This is a genomic window from Citrobacter sp. wls613 (assembly GCF_005281195.1).
GTDB classification, from domain to species: Bacteria; Pseudomonadota; Gammaproteobacteria; order Enterobacterales; family Enterobacteriaceae; genus Citrobacter; species Citrobacter gillenii.
In genome coordinates, this window is the sequence record NZ_SZXN01000079.1 from 1 (window position 1) to 22,547 (window position 22,547).

20 protein-coding genes and 1 pseudogene are annotated in these 22,547 nt (G+C 54.1%); 12 read left to right on the plus strand and 9 right to left on the minus strand.

Going from position 1 to position 22,547, the window contains the following annotated elements; all coding sequences use genetic code 11:
- A pseudogene (locus FDX01_RS18745) lies at window positions 1–533 on the plus strand (LPS O-antigen length regulator); the annotation flags it as partial.
- A 46-nt stretch (window positions 534–579) separates the two neighbouring features.
- On the opposite strand, the gene fepC reads toward FDX01_RS18745, so the two are convergent.
- Genes fepC through fepD form a run of 3 tightly spaced genes read right to left on the minus strand, consistent with a single transcriptional unit; the run spans window position 580 to window position 3,370 of the window.
- Entirely contained in the window at window positions 580–1,377 is a 798-nt protein-coding gene (gene fepC / locus FDX01_RS18750) for an iron-enterobactin ABC transporter ATP-binding protein (RefSeq protein WP_115259131.1), read from the minus strand.
- On the minus strand, window positions 1,374–2,366 hold the full coding sequence (fepG, locus tag FDX01_RS18755; RefSeq protein ID WP_161959009.1) for an iron-enterobactin ABC transporter permease: 993 nt from the start codon (window positions 2,364–2,366) through the stop codon (window positions 1,374–1,376). The genes fepC and fepG overlap by 4 nt, the downstream gene beginning before the upstream one ends.
- Entirely contained in the window at window positions 2,363–3,370 is a 1,008-nt protein-coding gene (fepD, locus tag FDX01_RS18760) for a Fe(3+)-siderophore ABC transporter permease (protein WP_096757936.1), read from the minus strand. The genes fepG and fepD overlap by 4 nt, the downstream gene beginning before the upstream one ends.
- 110 nt (window positions 3,371–3,480) lie before the next feature.
- Between fepD and entS the strand changes: the two genes are divergently transcribed.
- Window positions 3,481–4,719, plus strand: a complete 1,239-nt coding sequence (gene entS / locus FDX01_RS18765; protein WP_096757935.1) for an enterobactin transporter EntS — start codon at window positions 3,481–3,483, stop codon at window positions 4,717–4,719.
- A 27-nt stretch (window positions 4,720–4,746) separates the two neighbouring features.
- Here entS and fepB read toward each other — a convergent pair whose 3' ends face one another.
- A complete protein-coding gene (fepB, locus tag FDX01_RS18770; protein ID WP_117342199.1) occupies window positions 4,747–5,703 on the minus strand; it encodes a Fe2+-enterobactin ABC transporter substrate-binding protein in 957 nt (318 codons plus the stop codon).
- 187 nt (window positions 5,704–5,890) lie between these two features.
- Between fepB and entC the strand changes: the two genes are divergently transcribed.
- The 7 genes from entC to FDX01_RS18805 all read left to right on the plus strand — a co-directional run bounded on the left by entC (window position 5,891) and on the right by FDX01_RS18805 (window position 13,302).
- On the plus strand, window positions 5,891–7,066 hold the full coding sequence (entC, locus tag FDX01_RS18775; RefSeq protein WP_117342200.1) for an isochorismate synthase EntC: 1,176 nt from the start codon (window positions 5,891–5,893) through the stop codon (window positions 7,064–7,066).
- A 33-nt stretch (window positions 7,067–7,099) separates the two neighbouring features.
- The gene (gene entE / locus FDX01_RS18780) at window positions 7,100–8,710 is read left to right on the plus strand and encodes a (2,3-dihydroxybenzoyl)adenylate synthase EntE (protein ID WP_137400274.1); all 1,611 of its coding nucleotides are present in this window, start codon (window positions 7,100–7,102) and stop codon (window positions 8,708–8,710) included.
- A gap of 12 nt (window positions 8,711–8,722) precedes the next feature.
- A complete protein-coding gene (locus FDX01_RS18785; RefSeq protein ID WP_117342202.1) occupies window positions 8,723–9,580 on the plus strand; it encodes an isochorismatase in 858 nt (285 codons plus the stop codon).
- Window positions 9,580–10,335, plus strand: coding sequence for a 2,3-dihydro-2,3-dihydroxybenzoate dehydrogenase EntA (gene entA / locus FDX01_RS18790; protein WP_137400275.1), 756 nt, complete (start codon window positions 9,580–9,582; stop codon window positions 10,333–10,335). Before FDX01_RS18785 ends, entA begins: the two co-directional genes overlap by 1 nt.
- A gap of 2 nt (window positions 10,336–10,337) precedes the next feature.
- Window positions 10,338–10,751, plus strand: coding sequence for a proofreading thioesterase EntH (gene entH, locus FDX01_RS18795; protein WP_115259979.1), 414 nt, complete (start codon window positions 10,338–10,340; stop codon window positions 10,749–10,751).
- A 184-nt stretch (window positions 10,752–10,935) separates the two neighbouring features.
- Window positions 10,936–13,041, plus strand: a complete 2,106-nt coding sequence (gene cstA / locus FDX01_RS18800) for a pyruvate/proton symporter CstA (protein WP_137400276.1) — start codon at window positions 10,936–10,938, stop codon at window positions 13,039–13,041.
- Window positions 13,042–13,104: 63 nt separating this feature from the next.
- Window positions 13,105–13,302, plus strand: coding sequence for a YbdD/YjiX family protein (locus FDX01_RS18805; protein WP_096757928.1), 198 nt, complete (start codon window positions 13,105–13,107; stop codon window positions 13,300–13,302).
- 141 nt (window positions 13,303–13,443) lie between these two features.
- Here FDX01_RS18805 and FDX01_RS18810 read toward each other — a convergent pair whose 3' ends face one another.
- The gene (locus tag FDX01_RS18810) at window positions 13,444–14,532 is read right to left on the minus strand and encodes an oxidoreductase (RefSeq protein ID WP_137400277.1); all 1,089 of its coding nucleotides are present in this window, start codon (window positions 14,530–14,532) and stop codon (window positions 13,444–13,446) included.
- Window positions 14,533–14,664: 132 nt separating this feature from the next.
- Between FDX01_RS18810 and FDX01_RS18815 the strand changes: the two genes are divergently transcribed.
- Complete coding sequence (locus FDX01_RS18815) at window positions 14,665–15,825, plus strand: pyridoxal phosphate-dependent aminotransferase (protein ID WP_137400278.1); 1,161 nt, start codon at window positions 14,665–14,667, stop codon at window positions 15,823–15,825.
- Here the strand turns inward: FDX01_RS18815 and FDX01_RS18820 are convergent, their stop codons facing one another.
- The 4 genes from FDX01_RS18820 to dsbG all read right to left on the minus strand — a co-directional run bounded on the left by FDX01_RS18820 (window position 15,826) and on the right by dsbG (window position 19,673).
- Window positions 15,826–16,443 (minus strand): ParB/RepB/Spo0J family partition protein, encoded by a 618-nt coding sequence (locus tag FDX01_RS18820; RefSeq protein WP_096757924.1) that lies wholly within the window; start codon window positions 16,441–16,443, stop codon window positions 15,826–15,828. It lies immediately after the preceding gene.
- Window positions 16,428–17,651, minus strand: a complete 1,224-nt coding sequence (locus FDX01_RS18825; RefSeq protein ID WP_137400279.1) for a phosphoadenosine phosphosulfate reductase — start codon at window positions 17,649–17,651, stop codon at window positions 16,428–16,430. The genes FDX01_RS18820 and FDX01_RS18825 overlap by 16 nt, the downstream gene beginning before the upstream one ends.
- Window positions 17,652–17,816: 165 nt before the next feature.
- Window positions 17,817–18,722, minus strand: a complete 906-nt coding sequence (locus FDX01_RS18830; protein WP_115259119.1) for a LysR family transcriptional regulator — start codon at window positions 18,720–18,722, stop codon at window positions 17,817–17,819.
- A 204-nt stretch (window positions 18,723–18,926) separates the two neighbouring features.
- Window positions 18,927–19,673, minus strand: coding sequence for a thiol:disulfide interchange protein DsbG (gene dsbG / locus FDX01_RS18835; RefSeq protein ID WP_115259118.1), 747 nt, complete (start codon window positions 19,671–19,673; stop codon window positions 18,927–18,929).
- 371 nt (window positions 19,674–20,044) lie between these two features.
- On the opposite strand from dsbG, the gene ahpC reads away from it, so the two are divergent.
- Window positions 20,045–20,608: an alkyl hydroperoxide reductase subunit C gene (ahpC, locus tag FDX01_RS18840; RefSeq protein WP_115259117.1), complete on the plus strand. Its 564-nt coding sequence runs from the start codon at window positions 20,045–20,047 to the stop codon at window positions 20,606–20,608.
- Between the two features lie 241 nt (window positions 20,609–20,849).
- A complete protein-coding gene (ahpF, locus tag FDX01_RS18845) occupies window positions 20,850–22,415 on the plus strand; it encodes an alkyl hydroperoxide reductase subunit F (RefSeq protein ID WP_137400280.1) in 1,566 nt (521 codons plus the stop codon).
- The last annotated feature ends 132 nt before the right edge of the window (window positions 22,416–22,547 follow it).

A 22,547-nucleotide genomic window follows, 5' to 3' on the forward strand; every position in this document is an offset into this window, starting at 1 on the left:
ATAAAACACTATCAGTAAGTTGGAGTCATTACCTCAAAACCAGCTTTGAGAAAGAACGACTGGCGATGGACCGAATCAGACTGAAGAATCAATTGGATGCAAACATTCAGAGATTGAATTATTCACTCGAAATTGCGAATGCGGCTGGCATCAAAAAACCGGTTTACAGTAATGGACAAGCCGTGAAGGACGATCCTGATTTCTCTATTTCGCTGGGTGCGGATGGCATTGCGCGTAAATTAGAAATCGAAAAATCAGTAACCGATGTAGCAGAGATCAACGGTGAATTGCGTAACCGCCAGTATCACGTTGAACAGCTCTTGGCGATGAATGTCAGTGACGTCAAATTCTCACCGTTTAAATATCAACTTGCCTCGTCTCTGCCAGTGAAAAAAGACGGCCCCGCGAAATCCATGATCGTTATTCTGGCGGCGCTGTTGGGTGGAATGGCGGCGTGCGGTGGGACGCTGCTGAATTATGCCATGCTATCGCGTAAACGTGATATTGCGATCCTTGGGCAGCAACTGGTGTGATTTATTATTGTATGGCGACGAACACGTCGCCATACAATAAATAACGTTATTTCTGACGCCCGAGAGGCACCACCAGCGGCGTTCCGGCCACCGGATCGTCAATAATCATGCAGCGCAGTCCGTAGATCTTTTCGATAAGCTGCGGCGTAACAATTTCCTTCGGCGCACCCTCGGCAATAATCTTCCCTTCACGAAGCGCGATTAAATGCGTGGCATAACGGCAGGCCTGGTTCAGATCGTGCAGCACGGCGGCCAGCGTATAGCCCTTCTCGCGGTTTAACTCGCTGAGCAGTTCCAGCAGATCTATTTGATGGCTGATATCCAGCCAGGTGGTCGGCTCGTCAAGCAGCATGATTGACGTTTCCTGCGCCAGCACCATGGCGATCCACGCTCGCTGGCGCTGTCCGCCGGAAAGCGTATCTACGCTTTGTGCTGCCAGGTGGGTGATCCCGGTAGCCTTCATAGCGTTCATCACCGCGTCTTCATCTTCTTTACGCCAGCGGGTGAACAGCGGCTGATGCGGATAACGGCCTCTGGCGACAAGCTCTTGTACGGTAATATCGCCCGGCGTAGTGGCGTTTTGCGCCAACAGGCCAATGCGACGCGCCACCTCTTTACTGGCGTAATGTTGAATATGTTCGCCATCCAGCCACACCTTGCCGTGCGCCGGCGTCATCAGACGGCTCAATGTGCGCAGCAGCGTTGATTTCCCGCAGCCGTTGGGGCCAATAATGGCGGTGAAGTGGCCGTCGGGGATCGACACGTCGAGGTTTTCTGCCACGGTAAACTTGCCATACCCTAGCGTTAACTGGTCGCCACGCAAACGGGCTACTGATTCGGTCATTTTTTGCGGGACTCCTGAATTAACAAGACGATAAGATAAATACCGCCGAGGCTTACGGTGACAACGCCGACCGGAAGCTGATAAGGCAAAAATAGCTGCTGGGCGCATAAATCGGCCATCAGCAGTAACAGTGCGCCGCACAGCGCTGACTGGGTTAATCCCCAGCGAGCAGTGCCGCTAAGGCGACGGGCTATATGCGGTGCGACAAGGGCAATAAACGAGATAGGCCCCGCCAGCGCAGTGGCGGCGGCGGTCAGTACTACCGCCACCAGCATCATCATTAAACGCGAACGTTCGACGCTGACGCCCAGCGCACAGGCGCTGTCATCACCCATTTCCAGCAAGCGCAGGCGGCGCACCAGCAGCGTGGCGCACACCAGCATCAGAATAATCAGCGGCGCGGATGGCCAGGTTTTCGCCCAAGTCAGACCATTGAGCGATCCGGCGTTCCACAGTCCGGCCGTCAGCGCGGTTTCTAAGGAGGCTTTCAGTAGCAGCCAGGTGTTAAACGCCACCAGCATGGCGCGAATGCCGATGCCGATGATAATCAGGCGGAACGTTTCTATACCGTTGCGCCAGGCCAGCGCCCAGACGACCAGCGAGGTCAGGACCCCGCCGAGCATGGCCGCCAGCGCAATGGCGGTAAGATGCTGGCCAAATAGCACCATCGCCACCAGCACGCCGCTCCAGGCGCCGGTATTGAAGCCCATCACGTCCGGGCTGCCCAGCGGGTTACGCATCAGCGACTGGAATATTGCGCCACTGACGCCCAGCGCCGCGCCAATCAGTAGTGCCATCAGCACGCGCGGTAAACGCCATTCCGTCACCACCAGCGTAATGTTGCGCGGTGCATCGCCCAGCAGGGCGGCAATGATCTGCTGCGTTTCCAGCGTCACAACGCCGCTACGCAGGCTCCATAATCCGACGGCGATACAGCCCACAACCAGCAGCAGGCAACTGATCATCAGTCGACGAGAAAGGTGCATCATGCGCCACCTCCACGCTGCTTACGGCGTACCAGAAAAATAAGCACCGGCGCGCCGATAAACGCACTGACCACCGATACGCGTAGCTCACCGGGCACAATCAGGCGACCGATAATATCGGCAATTAACAGCAGGGAAGGCGTTGCCAGTAAGGTGACGGGCAGCGACCAGCGGTGATCGGCTCCCACCAGCCAGCGCGCCATATGCGGCATCATCAGGCCGATAAAAGCGATAGGGCCGACAATCGCGGTCGCGCTTCCGCACAGGACGGTGATTACCAGCAGACCGATAAACTGCGTACGGGCGACTTTACTGCCCAGCGCAGTGGCGGTATCCGTGCCCAGGCTCAGACTGTTCAGACCACGGCTGAGGAACAGGGCTACGGCTCCGGCGATCAGTACCGGGATCAGGACCACTTTCAGGGTTTGCAGACTGCGAATGTCCAGCGAACCGGCCTGCCAGAAACGCAGTTGATCGTAGACGTCAGGGTTGAGCAGGGCGATGCCGCTGGATAATCCCTCCAGTACTGCCCCCAGCGCCACGCCAGCCAGCGTCAGGCGAACCGGGCTGAGCTGACCACCCCCCTGGCTGCCGGTAAAGGCGACAATCAGCGACGCGGCTAGCGCCCCGGAAAAGGCCATCAGCAGTTGCTCTTGCGGGGAGGAGAAACCGAACAGCGAGGCCCCCAGCACAATGGCGAAGCTGGCACCAGAATTGACGCCAAGAATACCGGGGTCGGCCAGCGGATTCCGGGTCAGCGTTTGCATCAAGGCACCCGCCAGTCCCAGCGCGCCGCCTGCGAGCAATCCTGCCAGCGTACGCGGGAGCCGCGCGTCCAGCACAATGGTGCAATCAGCGCTATGACAACTGCCGGTGAGCGCATCCAGCACCACGGAGGCAGGGAGCGACCTGGCGCCAATAACCAGACTTAATACCGTGGTGACAACAAGTAATAACAACAGTCCGGGCACGGCAAAGGCGCGTGTCGCGGAAACAGAGCATGACATATCAACTATCCTTGATAATGATAGTAATTATCGTTATCGATCTTATTTAGGTATGTTAGCATGTGCAGCCATTGAATGGATATTGAAAAAGTACCTGGTAAGGCTCTGTAATGAATCGACAATCTTGGCTGCTCAATCTCAGCCTGCTAAAGACCCACCCTGCATTTCGCGCCGTTTTCCTTGCCCGTTTTATTTCCATCGTCTCTCTGGGACTACTCGGCGTGGCGGTGCCGGTACAGATCCAGATGATGACCCAGTCGACCTGGCAGGTTGGTTTGTCGGTAACGCTCACCGGCAGCGCGATGTTTATTGGCTTGATGATCGGCGGCGTGCTGGCCGACCGCTATGAGCGTAAAAAAGTGATCCTGCTGGCGCGTGGCACCTGCGGCATTGGCTTTATTGGTCTGTGTCTGAACGCGCTGCTCCCGGAACCGTCGCTGCTGGCAATTTATATCCTCGGTTTATGGGACGGCTTTTTTGCTTCATTGGGCGTTACGGCGCTGCTGGCGGCAACGCCGGCGCTGGTTGGGCGTGAAAACCTGATGCAGGCGGGGGCCATCACCATGCTGACGGTGCGCCTGGGATCGGTGATATCGCCGATGGTAGGTGGGGTACTGCTCGCCACCGGCGGCGTGGCCTGGAACTATGGTCTGGCGGCGGCAGGCACTTTTATTACCTTACTGCCGTTGTTGAGCCTTCCTGCGTTACCGCCGCCGCCCCAGCCACGTGAACACCCATTGAAATCCCTGCTGGCAGCATTTCGTTTCCTGCTTGCCAGTCCGCTGATTGGCGGTATTGCGCTGTTGGGCGGCCTGCTGACCATGGCCAGCGCTGTGCGCGTACTTTACCCGGCGCTGGCGATGAGCTGGCAGATGTCGAGCGCCCAGATTGGTCTGCTGTATGCGGCGATCCCGCTGGGTGCCGCCATCGGCGCATTGACCAGTGGGCAACTGGCGCACAGCGTGCGCCCTGGTTTGATTATGCTGACGTCGACCGTGGCGTCCTTCCTCGCAATTGGTCTGTTTGGACTGATGCCGGTCTGGCAATTGGGCGTGGTCTGCCTGGCGCTGTTTGGCTGGCTGAGCGCGGTGAGTTCTCTGTTGCAGTACACCCTGTTACAGACGCAGACGCCGGAAGCGATGCTCGGGCGCATTAACGGTTTGTGGACCGCACAGAACGTCACCGGCGATGCCATCGGCGCAGCGCTGTTAGGCGGTTTGGGTGCGATGATGACGCCGGTCGCGTCGGCAAGCGTCAGTGGATTCGGCCTGGCTATCGTTGGTCTGTTGCTGCTGTTGCTGTTGAGTGAGGTCCGTCGTTTTCGGCAGATGCCGGTGAATGCCGGATAAGGCGTAAACCTTATCCGGCACTAAAGATTAAAACAGTGCGGAGAGGCGTTGCAGCAGCAGCGTGGCGCTGTAGTAATCCAGACGGAAGGTTTCAGTGCCCAGTGCGTAGACGCGTTTATTCTGCACGGCAGGCAGGTGTGCCAACAGCGGGTTCGCGTAAATGGCGTCGGCATCTTTGCTGTCGCCTGCAAACAGGAACAGCGCCTCGCCGTTCAGTCCGGTTGCCAGATTCTCACCGCCAAGCTGCACAATGTCGTGACGTTTGCCCTGACTCTGGCTGGTATGCAGTCCGGCAGGCAGCGGTGCCAGCGTGAAACCGAGCTGCTCCATCAGCTGGCCCTGCGCAGACTCTGGCGTCCACAGGTTGGCGCTGTGCGCGGCGGCGGTGTACACCAGCGCGCTGACCGGCTGTGGCGGCAGGGTAATGCGCTGCTTAACCGCCTGCAACTGCTTATCAAACTCGGCAATGCGTGCCGCCGCCTGTTGTTCATGCCCGGTGATCTCACCTAACTGCGTCAGCAGCGACTGCCAGCTTTTGTCGTCGTAATTAATAATAAGCGTGGGGGCAATGGTGGACAGCTGATCGTACAGGGCGAGGGCAGAATCACCGCCGGTGGCGCTGATCAGAATCAGGTCCGGCATTTGTGCGGCAACGGCCTCGGCGCTCGGTTCGCCAATATACAGACGGCTCAGCTTGCGGGCTTTTGCCACCTCGCTCCACTGGCGTAAAAAACCCTGTGCGTCGCCGATGCGGTTATTCGGCGTGGTGGCCCCGCTGGCGATAATTGGCGCATCAATGGCCAGCAGCGACCCGGTCAGCGTCACGCTGGTGGAGACAATGCGCTGTGGCTTCTGTTCCAGCGTATGAGTCCCACGGCTGTCGGTGACCTGACGCGGCCAGTCAGCAGCATGGCTTAAAGAAATTCCTGAAAGAGACAGCCCAACCAATAAGAGCGCCGTTCGGTAAAACGCGGGGAGTTGCACGAATAAGTTTCCTGTTATCAATATAGTTAATGCTTCTCATTTTCATTGTTAGCGGGCAGGGATGCAAGCCTAAGTCGCACATTGTGTGACGGCAAGAGTTGACATACCGGCGCTTTGCTTTTAGGTTAGCGACCGAAAATATAAATGATAATCATTATTAAAACCTTTATCATTTTTGGAGGATGATATGGATACGTCACTGGCCGAGGAAATACCGCAGACTATGGCAACACTTGCTCCCGACAGTTTTTTCTTTATGTCGCCGTACCGTAGCTTTACGACGTCAGGATGCTTTGCCCGCTATGCGGAACCGGCAGTTGATGGGGATTCACCGGACAGCCCGTTCCAGCAAAAAATGCACGCCCTGTTTGCCGATGCCAAATCGCAGGGTATCGCTAATCCCATCATGGTTGGGGCCATCCCCTTTGATACCCGCCAGCCATCGTCGCTGTTTATCCCCCGATCCTGGCAGAGCTTCTCCCGCACGGCGAAGCAACAATCGTCGCGCTACTTTACCGCGCATCAGTCACTGAGCGTCGTGGAACGTAAAGCGATTCCCGAGCAGGACGTATTTGAACACATGGTCGCCCAGGCGGCGGCCCGGACCGCCACCCCGGAAGTGGACAAAGTGGTGTTGTCGCGGCTGATCGATATCACCGCCGACGCCAACATTGACAGCGGTGCGCTGCTGGAGCGTCTGGTGGCGCAAAATCCGGCAAGTTACAACTTCCATGTGCCGATCGAAGATGGCGGCGTATTGATCGGCGCCAGTCCGGAGTTGCTGTTACGTAAAGACGGTGACCATTTCAGTTCATTGCCACTGGCGGGTTCGGCGCGGCGTCAGCCGGATGACGTATTGGACAGAGAAGCCGGGATCCGCCTGCTGGCCTCCGAGAAAGACCGCCATGAACACGATCTCGTGACGCAGGCTATGAAAACGGTACTGCGCGATCGCAGTCGTGAACTGCAACTGCCGTCTTCTCCTCAACTGGTCACCACGCCCACGCTCTGGCATCTCGGTACGCCATTTGAGGGTCAAGCTAATCCCGAGGAAAACGCGCTGACGCTGGCCTGTCTGCTGCATCCGACGCCAGCGCTGAGCGGTTTTCCACATCACGTTGCGCAGAAACTGATTGCCGAGCTGGAGCCGTTCGAGCGCGAACTGTTTGGCGGCATTGTCGGCTGGTGTGATGCGCAGGGCAATGGCGAGTGGGTGGTGACGATCCGCTGCGCGAAGCTGTTGCGTAATCAGGTGCGTTTCTTCGCCGGTGCCGGCATTGTGCCTGCCTCTTCCCCGGTTGCCGAATGGCGTGAAACGGGTGCCAAGCTTTCGACCATGTTGAATGTTTTTGGACTGCATTAAGAGCCTTATTGACCAGGCCTCTAAGGAGCGATAATGAGTATTCCTTTCACCCGTTGGCCGGAAGAATTTGCCCGCCATTACCGTGAAAAAGGCTACTGGCAGGATCTGCCGCTGACCGACATTCTGACCCGTCATGCCGACAGTGACCATACGGCGGTGATTGATGGAGCGCGGCATCTGAGCTACCGCCAGCTTAACCAGTCAGCAGACAATCTTGCCAGCAGCCTGCGTCGTCAGGGCATTAAACCCGGTGAAACCGCGCTGGTGCAGTTGGGCAATGTGGCGGAGCTGTATATCACCTTCTTTGCGCTGCTCAAGCTGGGCGTGGCTCCGGTTTTTGGGTTGTACAGCCATCAACGCACTGAGCTCAACGCCTACGCGACGCAAATCAAACCGGTGCTGCTGATTGCTGACCGCGCACATGCGCTGTTTGCTGCGGATGATTTCCTGAACGCATTTGTGAGTGATCACAGCTCGCTACGCGTGGTGCTGCTGCTCAATGACGAGGGTGAACACAACCTGCAAAATGCGATAAGCCAGCCTGCTCACAATTTTACCGCCACGCCATCGCCTGCCGATGAAGTGGCGTATTTCCAACTTTCCGGTGGCACCACCGGGACGCCGAAGCTGATCCCGCGTACCCATAACGATTATTACTACAGCGTGCGGCGCAGCAACGAAATTTGCCATTTTACCGAAGAAACGCGCTATCTGTGTGCGATCCCGGCCGCGCATAACTACGCCATGAGCTCACCGGGCGCGCTGGGCGTGTTCCTCGCCGGTGGAACCGTGGTGCTGGCGACGGACCCGAGCGCCACGCTGTGCTTCCCGCTGATTGAGAAGCATCAGGTTAACGTCACGGCGCTGGTTCCCCCGGCGGTAAGCCTGTGGCTGCAGGCGATTGCAGAATGGGGCAGTCATGCGCAACTGGCATCGCTGAAACTGTTGCAGGTCGGTGGGGCGAGGCTTTCTGCTTCGCTTGCCGCCCGTATTCCGGCAGAGATCGGCTGTCAGTTACAGCAGGTCTTCGGCATGGCGGAAGGGCTGGTGAACTACACCCGTCTGGACGACAGTCCTGAGCGAATCATCAATACCCAGGGACGCCCGATGTGCCCGGATGACGAGGTCTGGGTGGCCGATGTCGACGGTAATCCTTTGCCGCAGGGTGAGACCGGACGCCTGATGACGCGCGGGCCGTATACCTTCCGCGGCTATTTCAACAGCCCTGAACACAACGCCAGCGCCTTTGATGCCAACGGGTTCTACTGCTCAGGCGACCTGATCGCCATCGATCATGATGGTTACATCACCGTACAAGGGCGCGAGAAGGATCAGATCAACCGGGGCGGGGAGAAGATCGCCGCCGAAGAGATAGAAAACCTGTTACTGCGCCACCCGGCGGTGGTTCATGCGGCGCTGGTCAGCGTGGACGATGAGTTGATGGGCGAGAAAAGCTGTGCCTGTCTGGTGGTGAAAGAACCGCTGCGCGCAGTTCAGGTGCGTCGTTTCCTGCGTGAGCAGGGCGTGGCGGAGTTCAAATTACCGGACCGCGTCGAGTGCGTGGCGTCGCTGCCGCTAACCCCGGTCGGGAAAGTGGATAAAAAACAATTACGTCAGTGGCTGGCATCACGTTCACTGGCCTGAAGGAGAAAAGAGATGGCAATTCCTAAACTGCAGGCTTATGCGCTGCCCACCGCGCTTGATGTTCCCGCCAATAAAGTTGACTGGGCGTTTGAACCCGAGCGTGCTGCGCTGCTGATCCACGACATGCAGGACTATTTTATCGGTTTTTGGGGCGATAACTGCCCGATGATGGAGCAGGTAGTGGCCAATATTGCCGCGCTGCGCCAGTACTGCAAAGCGCATAACATTCCGGTCTATTACACTGCCCAGCCGAAAGATCAAAGCGATGAAGACCGTGCCCTGTTGAACGATATGTGGGGACCGGGGCTGACGCGCTCGCCGGAACAGCAGAAGATTGTCGATGCGCTGGCCCCGGACGAAGCGGATACAATCCTGGTGAAATGGCGCTACAGCGCGTTTCATCGCTCCCCGCTGGAACAGATGCTGAAAGAAACCGGGCGTAATCAGCTGATTATTACCGGCGTCTACGCGCATATTGGCTGTATGACCACCGCAACCGACGCGTTCATGCGCGACATTAAGCCGTTTATGGTGGCCGATGCGTTGGCTGACTTTAGCCGCGACGAACACCTGATGTCGCTGAAATATGTTGCCGGACGCTCTGGTCGGGTGGTGATGACGCAGGAACTCTTGCCAACGCCGGTGCCTGCCAGTAAAGAGGTGCTACGCAGCGTAATTTTGCCATTGCTGGATGAATCTGATGAGCCGCTGGATGACGAAAACCTGATCGACTACGGTCTGGATTCGGTACGGATGATGGCGCTGGCCGCCCGCTGGCGTAAAGTGCATGGCGATATCGACTTCGTGATGCTGGCGAAAAATCCGACCATTGACGCCTGGTGGAAACTGCTTTCCCGCGAGGTGAAGTAATGGTTGGGTTTGATTTCAAAGGCAAAACCGTCTGGGTCACCGGCGCAGGAAAAGGCATTGGTTACACCACGGCGCTGGCGTTTGTTGACGCGGGTGCGCGGGTGACCGGCTTCGATCTGGCGTTTGACGGTGAAGCTTATCCGTTTGCCACCGAGGTAATGAATGTGGCGGACGCACCGCAGGTGGCGCAGGTGTGCGAGCGCTTGCTGGCGAACACCGAGCGGCTGGACGTGCTGGTCAACGCCGCCGGGATTTTACGTATGGGGCCAACCGACGCGCTGAGCGCTGAGGACTGGCAGCAGACCTTCGCTGTCAATGTGGGCGGCGCGTTCAATCTGTTTCAGCACACCATGGCGCAGTTTCGCCGCCAGCAGGGCGGGGCGATAGTCACCGTTGCATCGGATGCGGCACATACGCCACGCATCGGTATGAGCGCTTACGGCGCGTCAAAAGCCGCGCTGAAAAGCCTGGCATTGACCGTCGGTCTGGAACTGTCTACGAGTGGCGTGCGCTGTAATGTAGTTTCGCCGGGGTCGACCGACACCGATATGCAACGTACGCTGTGGGTCAGTGACGACGCCGAACAGCAGCGTATTCGCGGGTTTGGCGAGCAGTTTAAGCTTGGCATTCCGTTGGGTAAGATTGCTCGTCCGCAGGAAATCGCCAACACTGTCTTATTCCTCGCCTCCGATCTGGCCAGCCATATCACCTTGCAGGATATCGTGGTGGACGGCGGCTCGACGCTGGGAGCGTAATGATGATCTGGAAACGACACCTCACGCTCGATGAACTCAATGCCACCAGCCAGAACACGTTGGTGGCGCATTTAGGCGTGGTCTATACCCGGCTGGGCGATGACGTGTTGGAAGCTGAAATGCCGGTGGACCATCGTACCCATCAGCCGTTTGGTCTGCTGCACGGTGGCGCGTCGGCGGCACTGGCGGAAACGCTGGGATCGATGGCGGGCTACATGATGACCCGCGATGGACAATGTGTGGTCGGTACGGAACTCAATGCTACCCACCATCGTGCGGTATCGCAGGGAAAAGTGCGCGGCGTTTGTCAGCCGCTGCATCTCGGGCGGCAGAACCAAAGCTGGGAGATCGTGATTTTTGATGAGCAAGGACGGCGCTGCTGTACCTGTCGCTTAGGCACGGCGGTGATGGGGTGACATTGTCGACAACGTAAAATGAAATTGCAGGCTTAACAGGTAAATGAAGTGATCTAGTTAACAATGCAATGTAAATAGTCAGTAGAGTCTCAGGTTTATGTGGTTGTCAGGTTGTTAAATTCAGGAAAGGTGTTATAGAAACAAAATGTAACATCTTTCTGGATCACGCAAACGGACAACAACCATGAATAAATCAGGGAAATACCTTCTCTGGACATTGCTCTCCGTTATCGGAGCATTTGCCCTGGGATATATTGCGTTAAACCGTGGTGAACAGATCAACGCGCTGTGGATTGTGGTGGCGTCGGTCTGTGTCTATCTTATTGCCTACCGTTTTTATGGCCTGTACATCGCGAAAAATGTGCTGGCACTGGACCCGACGCGTATGACGCCAGCCGTGCGGCATAACGACGGTCTGGATTACGTTCCTACCGATAAAAAAGTATTGTTTGGTCACCACTTTGCGGCGATTGCCGGAGCGGGTCCGTTAGTCGGACCGGTGCTGGCAGCGCAAATGGGCTACCTGCCGGGCATGATCTGGCTACTGGCCGGGGTGGTACTGGCGGGCGCGGTGCAGGACTTTATGGTGCTGTTTGTCTCCACCCGTCGCGATGGTCGTTCCCTGGGCGAACTGGTGAAAGAAGAGATGGGCCCAACGGCGGGCGTGATTGCGCTGGTGGCCTGTTTTATGATCATGGTGATTATCCTCGCGGTGTTGGCGATGATCGTCGTGAAAGCGCTGACCCACAGCCCGTGGGGAACCTACACCGTAGCGTTTACCATCCCGCTGGCGATCTTTATGGGCATTTACCTGCGCTATCTGCGTCCGGGTCGCATTGGTGAGGTGTCGATTATCGGCCTGGTATTCCTGGTGTTTGCCATTATTTCCGGCGGCTGGGTGGCTGAAAGCCCAACCTGGGCACCGTACTTTGACTTTACCGGTGTACAGCTGACCTGGATGCTGGTGGGTTACGGCTTCGTGGCCGCCGTGCTGCCGGTGTGGCTGCTGCTGGCACCGCGTGACTACCTGTCTACCTTCCTGAAGATTGGTACTATTGTCGGTCTGGCGGTGGGCATTCTGATCATGCGTCCAACGCTGACCATGCCTGCGCTGACCAAATTCGTTGACGGTACCGGTCCGGTGTGGACGGGCAACCTGTTCCCATTCCTGTTTATTACCATTGCCTGCGGGGCGGTTTCTGGCTTCCATGCGCTGATTGCGTCCGGCACCACGCCGAAGATGCTGGCAAATGAAGGGCAGGCTTGTTTTATCGGCTACGGCGGGATGCTGATGGAGTCCTTTGTCGCCATCATGGCGCTGGTCTCTGCGTGTATCATCGATCCGGGCGTGTATTTTGCTATGAACAGCCCGATGGCGGTGCTGGCACCTGCAGGCACGGTGGATGTGGTCGCTTCTGCGGCGCAGGTGGTCAGTAGCTGGGGCTTTGCCATTACCCCGGATACCCTGCATCAAATCGCTAACGAAGTGGGCGAGCAATCCATTATTTCTCGTGCGGGCGGTGCGCCTACGCTGGCGGTAGGGATGGCGTACATTCTGCATGGTGCGCTGGGTGGCATGATGGATGTGTCGTTCTGGTATCACTTCGCTATTCTGTTCGAAGCCCTGTTTATTCTGACCGCGGTCGATGCCGGTACGCGTGCTGCACGCTTTATGTTGCAGGACCTGTTGGGCGTGGTGTCACCAGGCCTGAAGCGTACTGATTCACTGCCTGCGAACCTGTTGGCAACGGCGCTGTGCGTGCTGGCCTGGGGTTACTTCCTGCACCAGGGCGTGGTGGATCCATTAGGCGGTATCAACACCCTGTGGCCGCTGTTTGGTATCGCCAACCAGATGCTGGCTGGCATGGCGCTGATGCTGTGTGCGGTGGTACTGTTCAAGATGAAACGTCAGCGCTACGCATGGGTGGCGCTGGTGCCAACCGCCTGGCTGCTGATTTGTACTCTGACCGCCGGCTGGCAGAAAGCGTTTAGCCCGGATACCAAAATTGGCTTCCTGGCGATCGCCAACAAGTTCCAGGCGATGATCGACAGCGGTAACATTCCGGCGCAATACACCCAGTCGCAGCTTTCACAATTGGTGTTTAACAACCGTCTGGATGCTGGACTGACCATCTTCTTCATGGTGGTGGTGGTGGTTCTGGGTCTGTTCGCCATTAAAGCGGCGAGGGCTGCGCTGAAAGAGGACAAACCGACGTCAAAAGAAACGCCGTACGAACCGATGCCAGAGAATGTCGAAGAAATCGTGGCGCAGGCGAAAGGCGCACACTAATATTCTCATAACCCACAAGCCCTCTCCGCAGCGGGGAGGGCGTTTGCATGACAGGGAATGACTATGTTTGAAACACTCGCAAAAGCCGGGAAATATTTAGGTCAAACCGCCCGCCTGATGATTGGCGTGCCGGATTATGACAACTATGTTGAGCATATGCGCGTCACGCATCCGGAGCAGGCGCCGATGACCTACGAAGAATTCTTCCGTGAGCGTCAGGATGCGCGCTATGGGGGCAAAGGCGGCGCGAAGTGCTGTTGATTTTTTGCCGGATGGCGCTGACGCTTATCCGGCCTACAACACCGCATTGCGTAGGCCTGATAAGGCGAAGCCGCCATCAGGCAACCCACCATCAGGCAACCCGCCATCAGGCAACCCACCATCAGGTAACCCACATCGCACTCACACCGTAAACGACTCCACCTTCTCAAACGCCGCGCACAGGGTTTCTGGCGTTAACGTGACCGGCAGTGCGTGAATGGATTCCACCGGGCGCAGTGTATGCGCAATCACCTTATCGATCTCAGCACGGTTATTTATATCCACGTCTAACTGGGCCAACCGGGTGGGTAAATTGAAACGCTGGTAGGCTGAAGTGAGTTGAGCCAGTACATCGTCTTGCCCCAGCAGCGCACTCTGTACCAGGATGCCGTAGGCCACTTTGGTACCGTGTAAAAACGCCTCCGTCTGCGGGAGCACCGTCAGACCGTTATGCACCGAATGTGCCGCCGCCACGCGGGTGTAACGCTCGCCCAGACCGCCCACCATGCCGCCGCCGGCAATGATTGCATCCACCACATCGCAAAACGCCTGACTGAGTTTCCCCTGCTTTTTATCAGCCAGCGCCTGCTCGCTGTATTGCAGCAGCACGTCGCGAATAGCCAGCGCGCCGTTAATCCCCAGGCGCACGGTCAGCGGCAACGTTTCGGGCTGCGGTGCCAGCACGACTGCTTCGTACCACTTCGCCAGCGTGTCGCCGATGCCCGCCAGTAAGTATTCCTCTGGTGCATTGAGGATAATCTGCGGCTCCACCAGCACCAGAAAGTTGGCGTCATCGAAAATGTCGAAGTGCAGCGCCTGACCGGCATCGTTGTACCACACGGAGAGCGGCGTCCAGGCCGCACAGGTCGCGGCAATGGTTGGGATCGCCACGAAAGGCAAACCGAGACGACGGGCCAGCGCTTTGGCGGTGTCGAGTAATGTGCCGCCGCCCACGCCAATCACCACGCTGCGGCGATCACCGGCATCTTCTGCCAGTTGCTGAACGTCTGTTTCGCTGCAATGACCGGTAAACAGTAGGTGCTTTGCCCCGTCACAATTAAATGCGCCAGGCAGATAGGGACGGGCAGCGGCGATAGCACGCTCACCATACACCCAGACGGCGCGCGACAGTATGTCGGCGGTGAAGAAATCATGCAGTCTGGACAGGCTGCCGGTATGGGAAAAGTAATTGGCCGGGCCGACGACGACGCGAATTTCGCTCTGACTCATGTTGTGTTGTCCTTTTGGCTGTCCTGTCCACGCAGGTTATTTTTATATGGACGTCTAAACGTCTTGATTGCCAAATACTAACATCGTGTTATAGTGGCTTCAACCACAACATCACACGTCAGGATAACAATAATGAGTAATAACTCGCTGATTGTGCAAAGCAAACTCCCCAATTTAGGCACTACCATATTCTCGCAAATGAGCGCCCTGGCACAGGAACATCAGGCGATTAACCTGTCGCAGGGATTCCCGGATTTTGACGGCCCACACTATCTGCAAGAACGCCTGGCGTACCATGTAGCGCAAGGGGCGAACCAATATGCTCCCATGACAGGTGTGCAGCCGCTGCGTGAAGCCATCGCCGACAAAACCGCCGAGTTATACGGCTATAAACCGGATGCTGACAGTGAGGTTACGGTGACGGCGGGAGCGACGGAAGCACTGTACTCGGCGATTACGGCCTTAGTGCGACCCGGCGATGAGGTGATTTGTTTTGACCCGAGCTATGACAGCTATGCGCCCGCGGTGGCGCTATCTGGCGGCGTGGTTAAACGTATCGCGCTGCAGCCGCCATCTTTTCGCGTGGACTGGCAGGCATTTACCGCGTTGTTGAGCGACAGGACCCGACTGGTGATCCTCAACACACCGCATAACCCCTCTGCCACCGTCTGGCAAAAAGCAGACTTTGATGTGCTGTGGCAGGCCATTAAAGCACGCGATATTTTTGTGGTAAGCGATGAAGTCTATGAACACATCTGCTTTGCCGCGCAAGGGCATGCCAGCGTGCTGGCACATCCGCAGCTGCGCGAGCGTGCGGTTGCGGTCTCATCATTCGGCAAAACCTACCATATGACCGGATGGAAGGTTGGGTACTGTGTGGCGCCAAAAAACATCAGCGTCGAATTACGTAAGGTACACCAGTATTTGACCTTCTCGGTCAATACGCCAGCGCAGTTGGCACTGGCGGATATGCTGCGGGCCGACCCAACGCATTACCGCGACCTGCCCGCGTTTTATCAGCGAAAACGTGATGTGCTGGTGAACGCACTCCGTGACAGTCGTTTGGACATTTTGCCCTGCGAAGGGACGTATTTTTTGCTGATCGATTACAGTGCCGTCTCGGATCTCGATGATGTGGCGTTTTGCCAGTGGCTGACCAAAGAGGTGGGGGTAGCAGCGATCCCTCTGTCAGTTTTTTGCGCCGATCCTTTCCCACACAAGTTGATTCGCCTGTGTTTTGCCAAGCAGGAATCGACGCTGTTGGCGGCAGCAGAACGCCTGGCCGCGCTGTAGTTACTTCACCGTCCAGGCTTTGGAGAATCGGCGGTCGGCGAACAATTCTTGCAGACCGTTGATTTGCTTGAGACGTAATACCTCATCACTGTCCATCCCGAGGTCTTTACCGATTTTTTCTTCACTCCAGCCGAGGAGTGATAATTCACGGACAATTTCAGACATGGCGTGGATTTGATGCCGTCCGCGAGCACGGTTGTGACGAATCGTTGCCGCCATGCGTTCATGGCGTTCACGCTGCAAGCAGGTGATGGGTAAATAACCTTTTAGTCGGGATCTCAGCGAGGGTTTGCTTTTGCCTAATTCATGTCGATGAAAACCATCAATGATTTCATATTCTTCTTCCGTTGAGTGAACCACAACGATGGGTTGGGTAAATCCATCTGCCTCGATGGATTTCAGCAGCAGTCTTTTCTCCGGCGGCGCCACGTTATTAGGGTTGTAGTCGTTAGGCGTAATATGATTTCCTTCGACCCATAACACACAATCTACCGGCTCTTCGCGAAAAGGACTGACGCTGTGGATGGCTATTCTGAATTCATTTATGGCCTCAATTCGCTCTTTTTCGGGGAGTTCAGAAAGAAAACCGAGGAGCTCCTGTGTTAATCGTTGTTGCATAAAATCCCCCATTCCTGACGTTTTGTTTTCATGCGTTCGTTATAGCGTTGGTAGCTTTTTGACTTTGTTGGACTAAAAGAAAGCGCCCGACACCAGTAATCATTATTCAACAGGACTTTGCAGATTCGCCGCCATGAGGGGATATCTCTGGACCCAATATCACCGTCTTGATTTTGCGGAATATCGGTCATACCTTTTTTCTTATACCACTGAATATAGACGGCGATTTTGTTGCGATAGTGCTCAGCTGTCTGTTCTGGCATGCTGTTTAGTAGCAGCATGGCGTACTCTTGCCAGCTTAAATGATCCGGTTTTAATATTTTCCGGTGTCCGTAAAAATGGTTGTCATGACCGGCATAAATACCCCCACTTTTAACGCCGCTCACGCGGGCGCACATGGCTGCCCATCGCTGCGGTTCAATAACGTGATAGAGCCAAAGGCCCTGGCGTTGTTCCGGGCCAAAGGGCTCGCAAATGCGCATGTATCGCGTCGGGACACCGGCCTGGTACATCAGGTTATACAAGGGGTTGCATGTCATATTGGTTTTAGCAAACCAGGTCCAGATATCGGCCGTTTTCCAATCATAGATGGGATAAATGTACCAGGTATGTCCCCCAGGCGCGGCGGTGGTCCAGGGTTTATCATCGGCAAACCGCTGCTTATGTGAATTGGCAATCGCGACAAAGCGATTATATGACTCGTCGGCACGGATCCCGACCAGCATTGCGGCCGGCCGCTTTTCTGAAAACCAGTCAGCGAACTCGCGAACGAATTGTTCAAAGGTCATTCCGGTCTGATAGAAATGGAAGAACTCGGGATCGGTAATGGCATCTGCTGGCGGTTGGCGAACCCATTGCGTATTCGGCTCCCAGCACTGCCATTCCGGCTGAAATTGCGAGAGTGAATTTTGCGTGGTTAACGGCAAGGCGACCCAATAAAACCGTTCAATAACGTCGGAGTAATGTTCGCGCAATGCCTGCACATAGTCGATAGTGCAGGAAAACTGGGCCTCCCAGTCGATAAATAATACGTGAATTTTTTTATGCATCTGACGGGCCAGTGTGGCCGTCAGATGCAACATCACCCCTGAATCTTTGCCACCTGATAATGAAACACAAATGCGCGGCAGCGTTTCCAGCGTCCACGTAATGCGCTCCTGAGCGGCTTCAAGTACATTTTTACTTAGCGGTATTTTATAAACAGACATATCAAGCTCAGGTCGTAACTTTATTATTTTTATACATAATAAATGGTTGCAATAAGATATGCTAATTTACGGGTCACGCAACTTTTTTAAATATATTTACTTGGTGTATGGGTTCCATTGATTAATATCGCGCATGTATTGAATTAAAAAATAAACGATGTTGGCTCATTCGCTAGCGGGTATAATTCTTTTTATATATTCAGCAAAGCCGCTGTTGTTAAGTGAGGCGCGATTATACATCAGAAAAAGTTCGGCTGACGGTATCTTTATACCAATATCTATTTCTTTTAGATTGAAAATAGGTGCGTAGTGCTCGAAAATGACTCTGGGAATAATACCGATGATATCAGTGCTGGAAATGACGTTGGTAATTGAAATAAGAGAGTCGCTGCTAAACCCTATATTACGATTGGCCATAAATTCGTTAGTTTTTGACTGGTACTCTTTCATACCCAGTTCTTCAGAGAGAAGAGAGGTAAACTGTTCTTCCAGTACTTGTTTAAGTGTGCTTGAAGCATTTATTCTGGGGTGGTTGCTACTGCAAACCAATACACCTTCGATGGTTTTGAACGGGGCGCAGATAATGGAACGATTGCGCACGGGTACAATAGTAGCGACCAGATCTGCTTTGCGATAAGCCAATATGTTTTCAGCCGTTTCTGCTGACATTAATATATCATGATGTTCAATTTCGACATCGGCATCCTCTCTCAGATAATGAATTAACTCTTTTATATTAAAACCGGTAACAAGTTGTGGGCAGTAAATGACAAACTTCTTTTTCAGGCTGGAGCTATGCATGATATTTATCGTTTGCTCCAGATTGTTAAGATTTTGCTCAAGATGATGGTGCAGGTTAATGCCTGTCACCGTAGGCGTGATCCCTTTACCAGACCGAATAAATAGAGGGTCATTAAACTGTGTGCGTAGTCTTTGCAACGACTGACTTACGGCGGATGGCGTGATATACAGCGTTTCGGCGGCCTTACTGATACTCAAATGTTGATAAATACACTCAAAAATAACCAATAGGTTGAGATCGAATTTTTTAAGGTCATAGAGGTTAGCCATATGTATATTCTCATTGTTATTTTATGTGGAAATATTTCATTTTTATATATTTGAATTGCAAGTTATTTCTTTTAAGAATCTTTTATACGCTTAATGAATAGTTAACTTAAACTAAAGTATCACAGTCAGTATTAATTTGACGAGTAGAAAATGCATCATGAGTGATTGAAATGAGAATGATAACAATCACTCATAATATTAGTTTTAGTTATTACCCATTATAATGTCCAGTTTTTCTTTATCCGGCAGCCCGACGGCCTGTTGTAATGTGTTGTCTTTGCTCATGTAGTAGATTGCCGGCGTGACGTTAGCGCCCAAGTCATCCATCAATTTTTGGTTGATATTCAATACCTTCAGCTGCTCGGAAGGGGGCGTCTCTGGCATTTTCAGCGTGAGTTTACCGCCAGAGGCCTCATAGTCATGCCATGTTTTAGCCGGATCTTTGCTGGCCAGAATTGCTGCGGCGGTTGCCGGACTCTCGGGCTTGATTACGCCGACCAACAATGTCCGGAGTTGTACTTTTCCTGAATCAACCCATGGACGTGCCTGTTGCCAAAATTGTTTGCAATATGGGCAGAAGGGATCGGCGAAAACATAGACAATAACCGGCGCGTCTTTTTTCCCGTCCAGAATCCACGACGCTTTTTCCATGCGCTGCCACATTTCACGGCCAGCAGGTGCATAGATTTCTTTTTCTATCAATGTATTACTGAGGTTTTCGCCTTTTTCATTATACATGTAGCCGGAAATGGCGTGTTTCCCGTCAGGCGTGACATAGATAGTCACTCCCATATCCTGGTATTTTCCCAGGTAACCTTTCATTCCACCTGGCGCGTCAAACGGCTTGAGGATGGTAATGCCCTGTTTTTCGATGGCTTTTACCGGGGCAGGGAGTTCTTCGGCGTGCACGACGGCAGGGAGCAAAGCGAAGAGTAATGTACGTTTAAACATTGATTTTCCTTATAAAATCAAAAGGAAAGGGGGCTGAATTGCAAAACCTATCACAGCCATAGGTAAGACCGACGGTCTGTCGATTGCCCTTTCTTGAGTGGGGTGATGTAATCCCAATCGCTGTTACAACCTTTGTTAAGGTAATGTAGAGCGCAACACTTAGCCAGTCCGCTGGCACTGAAGTTATCTGCGGGTAACTCGGGTAATGGGCTCCCTGCAAAGGGGGCCTTTTTACTTTTTGCTACGGTTTCACAACATTTTGTTGAGTCGGTTGTTAGTTAACGCTTATTGATTTGATAAAGGAAACGCATTAGCCCTGATGAAAGATTTTCGTTAACTTATCCCTCAACGAAAACACGGAGGAAGTACAGATGTCTTTGATTAATACCAAAATTAAACCTTTCAAAAACCAGGCGTTCAAAAACGGTGAGTTCATCGAAGTTACCGAGAAAGATATCGAAGGTCGTTGGAGTGTTTTCTTCTTCTACCCGGCTGATTTTACGTTCGTATGCCCGACTGAACTGGGCGACGTGGCAGACCATTACGAAGAACTGCAGAAGCTGGGCGTAGACGTTTACTCTGTATCTACCGATACCCACTTTACGCATAAAGCCTGGCACAGCAGCTCTGACACCATCGCCAAAATCAAATACGCGATGATCGGTGACCCGACTGGCGCCCTGACCCGTAACTTCGACAACATGCGTGAAGATGAAGGTCTGGCTGACCGCGCAACGTTCGTTGTTGACCCGCAGGGTATCATCCAGGCGATCGAAGTTACCGCTGAAGGTATCGGCCGCGATGCGTCTGACCTGCTGCGTAAAATTAAAGCCGCGCAGTATGTCGCTTCTCACCCTGGCGAAGTGTGCCCGGCGAAGTGGAAAGAGGGTGAAGCTACATTAGCGCCGTCCCTGGACCTGGTCGGTAAAATCTAAATTTCCGTCGTCTTTCACGTCATAGCCGTGTTGGCGTCGCCTGCTCACCCCGGTCACTTACTTCTGTAAGCTCCCGGGGATTACCAGGCTAGCCGCCTTGCTCTGACGCGAAATACTTAGGAAATTACGTCAATCATGGGCGCAGGCGCGCCCATTTTATTCCAGCATCATGATGCAAGTTGCATTGATGCAGTCCCGTGAAATCGGCTTGCATGATGATGTTTTCAGAGAGGGAAGAACAATGCTCGACACAAATATGAAAACCCAGCTCAGGGCTTACCTTGAGAAACTGACCAAACCTGTTGAGCTGATTGCTACGCTGGATGACAGCGCTAAATCGGCAGAAATCAAGGAACTGCTAACTGAAATTGCTGAACTGTCAGAGAAAGTAATCTTTAAAGAAGACAACACGCTGGCAGTACGTAAGCCATCGTTTCTGATTACTAATCCAGGTTCTCACCAGGGACCGCGTTTTGCCGGTTCTCCACTGGGCCACGAGTTTACGTCTCTGGTTTTGGCGCTGCTGTGGACCGGTGGTCATCCGTCAAAAGAAGCGCAGTCTCTGCTGGAGCAGATCCGCGATCTCGATGGCGATTTTGAGTTTGAAACCTATTATTCACTGTCCTGCCACAACTGTCCTGACGTGGTGCAGGCGCTGAACCTGATGTCGGTGCTGAACCCGCGTATCAAGCATACGGCGATTGATGGCGGTACTTTCCAGAATGAGATTACCGATCGCAACGTGATGGGTGTTCCGGCCGTGTATATGAACGGCAAAGAGTTTGGTCAGGGGCGTATGACGCTGACGGAAATCGTCGCCAAAGTCGATACCGGTGCTGAGAAGCGCGCGGCAGAAGAGCTGAATAAACGTGATGCCTATGATGTGCTGATCGTCGGTTCGGGTCCTGCAGGGGCGGCGGCGGCAGTGTATTCCGCACGTAAAGGTATTCGTACCGGCTTGATGGGTGAACGCTTTGGCGGTCAGGTGCTGGATACCGTTGATATCGAAAACTATATCTCGGTGCCGAAAACCGAAGGTCAAAAACTGGCAGGCGCGCTGAAAGCACATGTTGATGACTATGATGTTGATGTGATTGATAGCCAGAGCGCCAGCAAGTTGGTTCCTGCTGCGCAGGAAGGCGGCTTGCACCAGATTGAAACGGCCTCCGGCGCGGTGCTAAAAGCACGCAGCATTATTATTGCCACCGGTGCCAAATGGCGCAACATGAACGTACCGGGCGAAGATAAGTATCGGACCAAAGGCGTAACCTATTGCCCGCACTGTGATGGCCCACTGTTTAAAGGCAAACGCGTGGCGGTGATTGGCGGCGGTAACTCGGGCGTTGAAGCGGCTATCGATCTGGCCGGTATAGTTGAACATGTGACGCTGCTTGAGTTTGCGCCGGAAATGAAGGCTGATCAGGTTCTGCAAAATAAAGTGCGTAGCCTGAAAAACGTCGACATTATTCTGAATGCGCAAACTACTGAAGTGAAGGGTGACGGTAGCAAGGTGACCGGTCTGGAATACCGCGATCGCGTCAGCGGCGACGTCCACAATGTGGAACTGGCGGGTATTTTTGTGCAGATTGGCCTGCTGCCAAACACCAACTGGCTGGAAGGTGCCGTTGAGCGTAATCGCATGGGCGAAATTATTATTGATGCCAAATGTGAAACCAGCGTGAAAGGGGTTTTCGCTGCGGGTGACTGCACCACCGTGCCGTACAAACAGATAATCATAGCTACCGGCGAAGGTGCAAAAGCCTCACTGAGCGCCTTTGATTACCTGATTCGCTCCACCGTACAATAAGAAAGAAAGTAAGACTCACCTGCAAAAGAAGGAAAATGCCTGAGGTCGCAAACGCGTTTCAGGCTTACCGATTCGGTGAAATAACATCGATGCGGAATAAAAAGGGGCTACCGAAAGGTAGCCCCTTTTTTT

What these genes read in the sequence shown, in the direction of transcription:
- fepC (WP_115259131.1), bottom strand. Translation starts at nt 1,377, where the DNA reads ATGACCGAATCAGTAGCCCGTTTGCGTGGCGACCAGTTAACGCTAGGG.
- fepG (WP_161959009.1), bottom strand. Translation starts at nt 2,366, where the DNA reads ATGATGCACCTTTCTCGTCGACTGATGATCAGTTGCCTGCTGCTGGTT.
- fepD (WP_096757936.1), bottom strand. Translation starts at nt 3,370, where the DNA reads ATGTCATGCTCTGTTTCCGCGACACGCGCCTTTGCCGTGCCCGGACTG.
- entS (WP_096757935.1), top strand. Translation starts at nt 3,481, where the DNA reads ATGAATCGACAATCTTGGCTGCTCAATCTCAGCCTGCTAAAGACCCAC.
- entC (WP_117342200.1), top strand. Translation starts at nt 5,891, where the DNA reads ATGGATACGTCACTGGCCGAGGAAATACCGCAGACTATGGCAACACTT.
- entE (WP_137400274.1), top strand. Translation starts at nt 7,100, where the DNA reads ATGAGTATTCCTTTCACCCGTTGGCCGGAAGAATTTGCCCGCCATTAC.
- FDX01_RS18785 (WP_117342202.1), top strand. Translation starts at nt 8,723, where the DNA reads ATGGCAATTCCTAAACTGCAGGCTTATGCGCTGCCCACCGCGCTTGAT.
- entA (WP_137400275.1), top strand. Translation starts at nt 9,580, where the DNA reads ATGGTTGGGTTTGATTTCAAAGGCAAAACCGTCTGGGTCACCGGCGCA.
- entH (WP_115259979.1), top strand. Translation starts at nt 10,338, where the DNA reads ATGATCTGGAAACGACACCTCACGCTCGATGAACTCAATGCCACCAGC.
- cstA (WP_137400276.1), top strand. Translation starts at nt 10,936, where the DNA reads ATGAATAAATCAGGGAAATACCTTCTCTGGACATTGCTCTCCGTTATC.
- FDX01_RS18805 (WP_096757928.1), top strand. Translation starts at nt 13,105, where the DNA reads ATGTTTGAAACACTCGCAAAAGCCGGGAAATATTTAGGTCAAACCGCC.
- FDX01_RS18810 (WP_137400277.1), bottom strand. Translation starts at nt 14,532, where the DNA reads ATGAGTCAGAGCGAAATTCGCGTCGTCGTCGGCCCGGCCAATTACTTT.
- FDX01_RS18815 (WP_137400278.1), top strand. Translation starts at nt 14,665, where the DNA reads ATGAGTAATAACTCGCTGATTGTGCAAAGCAAACTCCCCAATTTAGGC.
- FDX01_RS18820 (WP_096757924.1), bottom strand. Translation starts at nt 16,443, where the DNA reads ATGCAACAACGATTAACACAGGAGCTCCTCGGTTTTCTTTCTGAACTC.
- FDX01_RS18825 (WP_137400279.1), bottom strand. Translation starts at nt 17,651, where the DNA reads ATGTCTGTTTATAAAATACCGCTAAGTAAAAATGTACTTGAAGCCGCT.
- FDX01_RS18830 (WP_115259119.1), bottom strand. Translation starts at nt 18,722, where the DNA reads ATGGCTAACCTCTATGACCTTAAAAAATTCGATCTCAACCTATTGGTT.
- dsbG (WP_115259118.1), bottom strand. Translation starts at nt 19,673, where the DNA reads ATGTTTAAACGTACATTACTCTTCGCTTTGCTCCCTGCCGTCGTGCAC.
- ahpC (WP_115259117.1), top strand. Translation starts at nt 20,045, where the DNA reads ATGTCTTTGATTAATACCAAAATTAAACCTTTCAAAAACCAGGCGTTC.
- ahpF (WP_137400280.1), top strand. Translation starts at nt 20,850, where the DNA reads ATGCTCGACACAAATATGAAAACCCAGCTCAGGGCTTACCTTGAGAAA.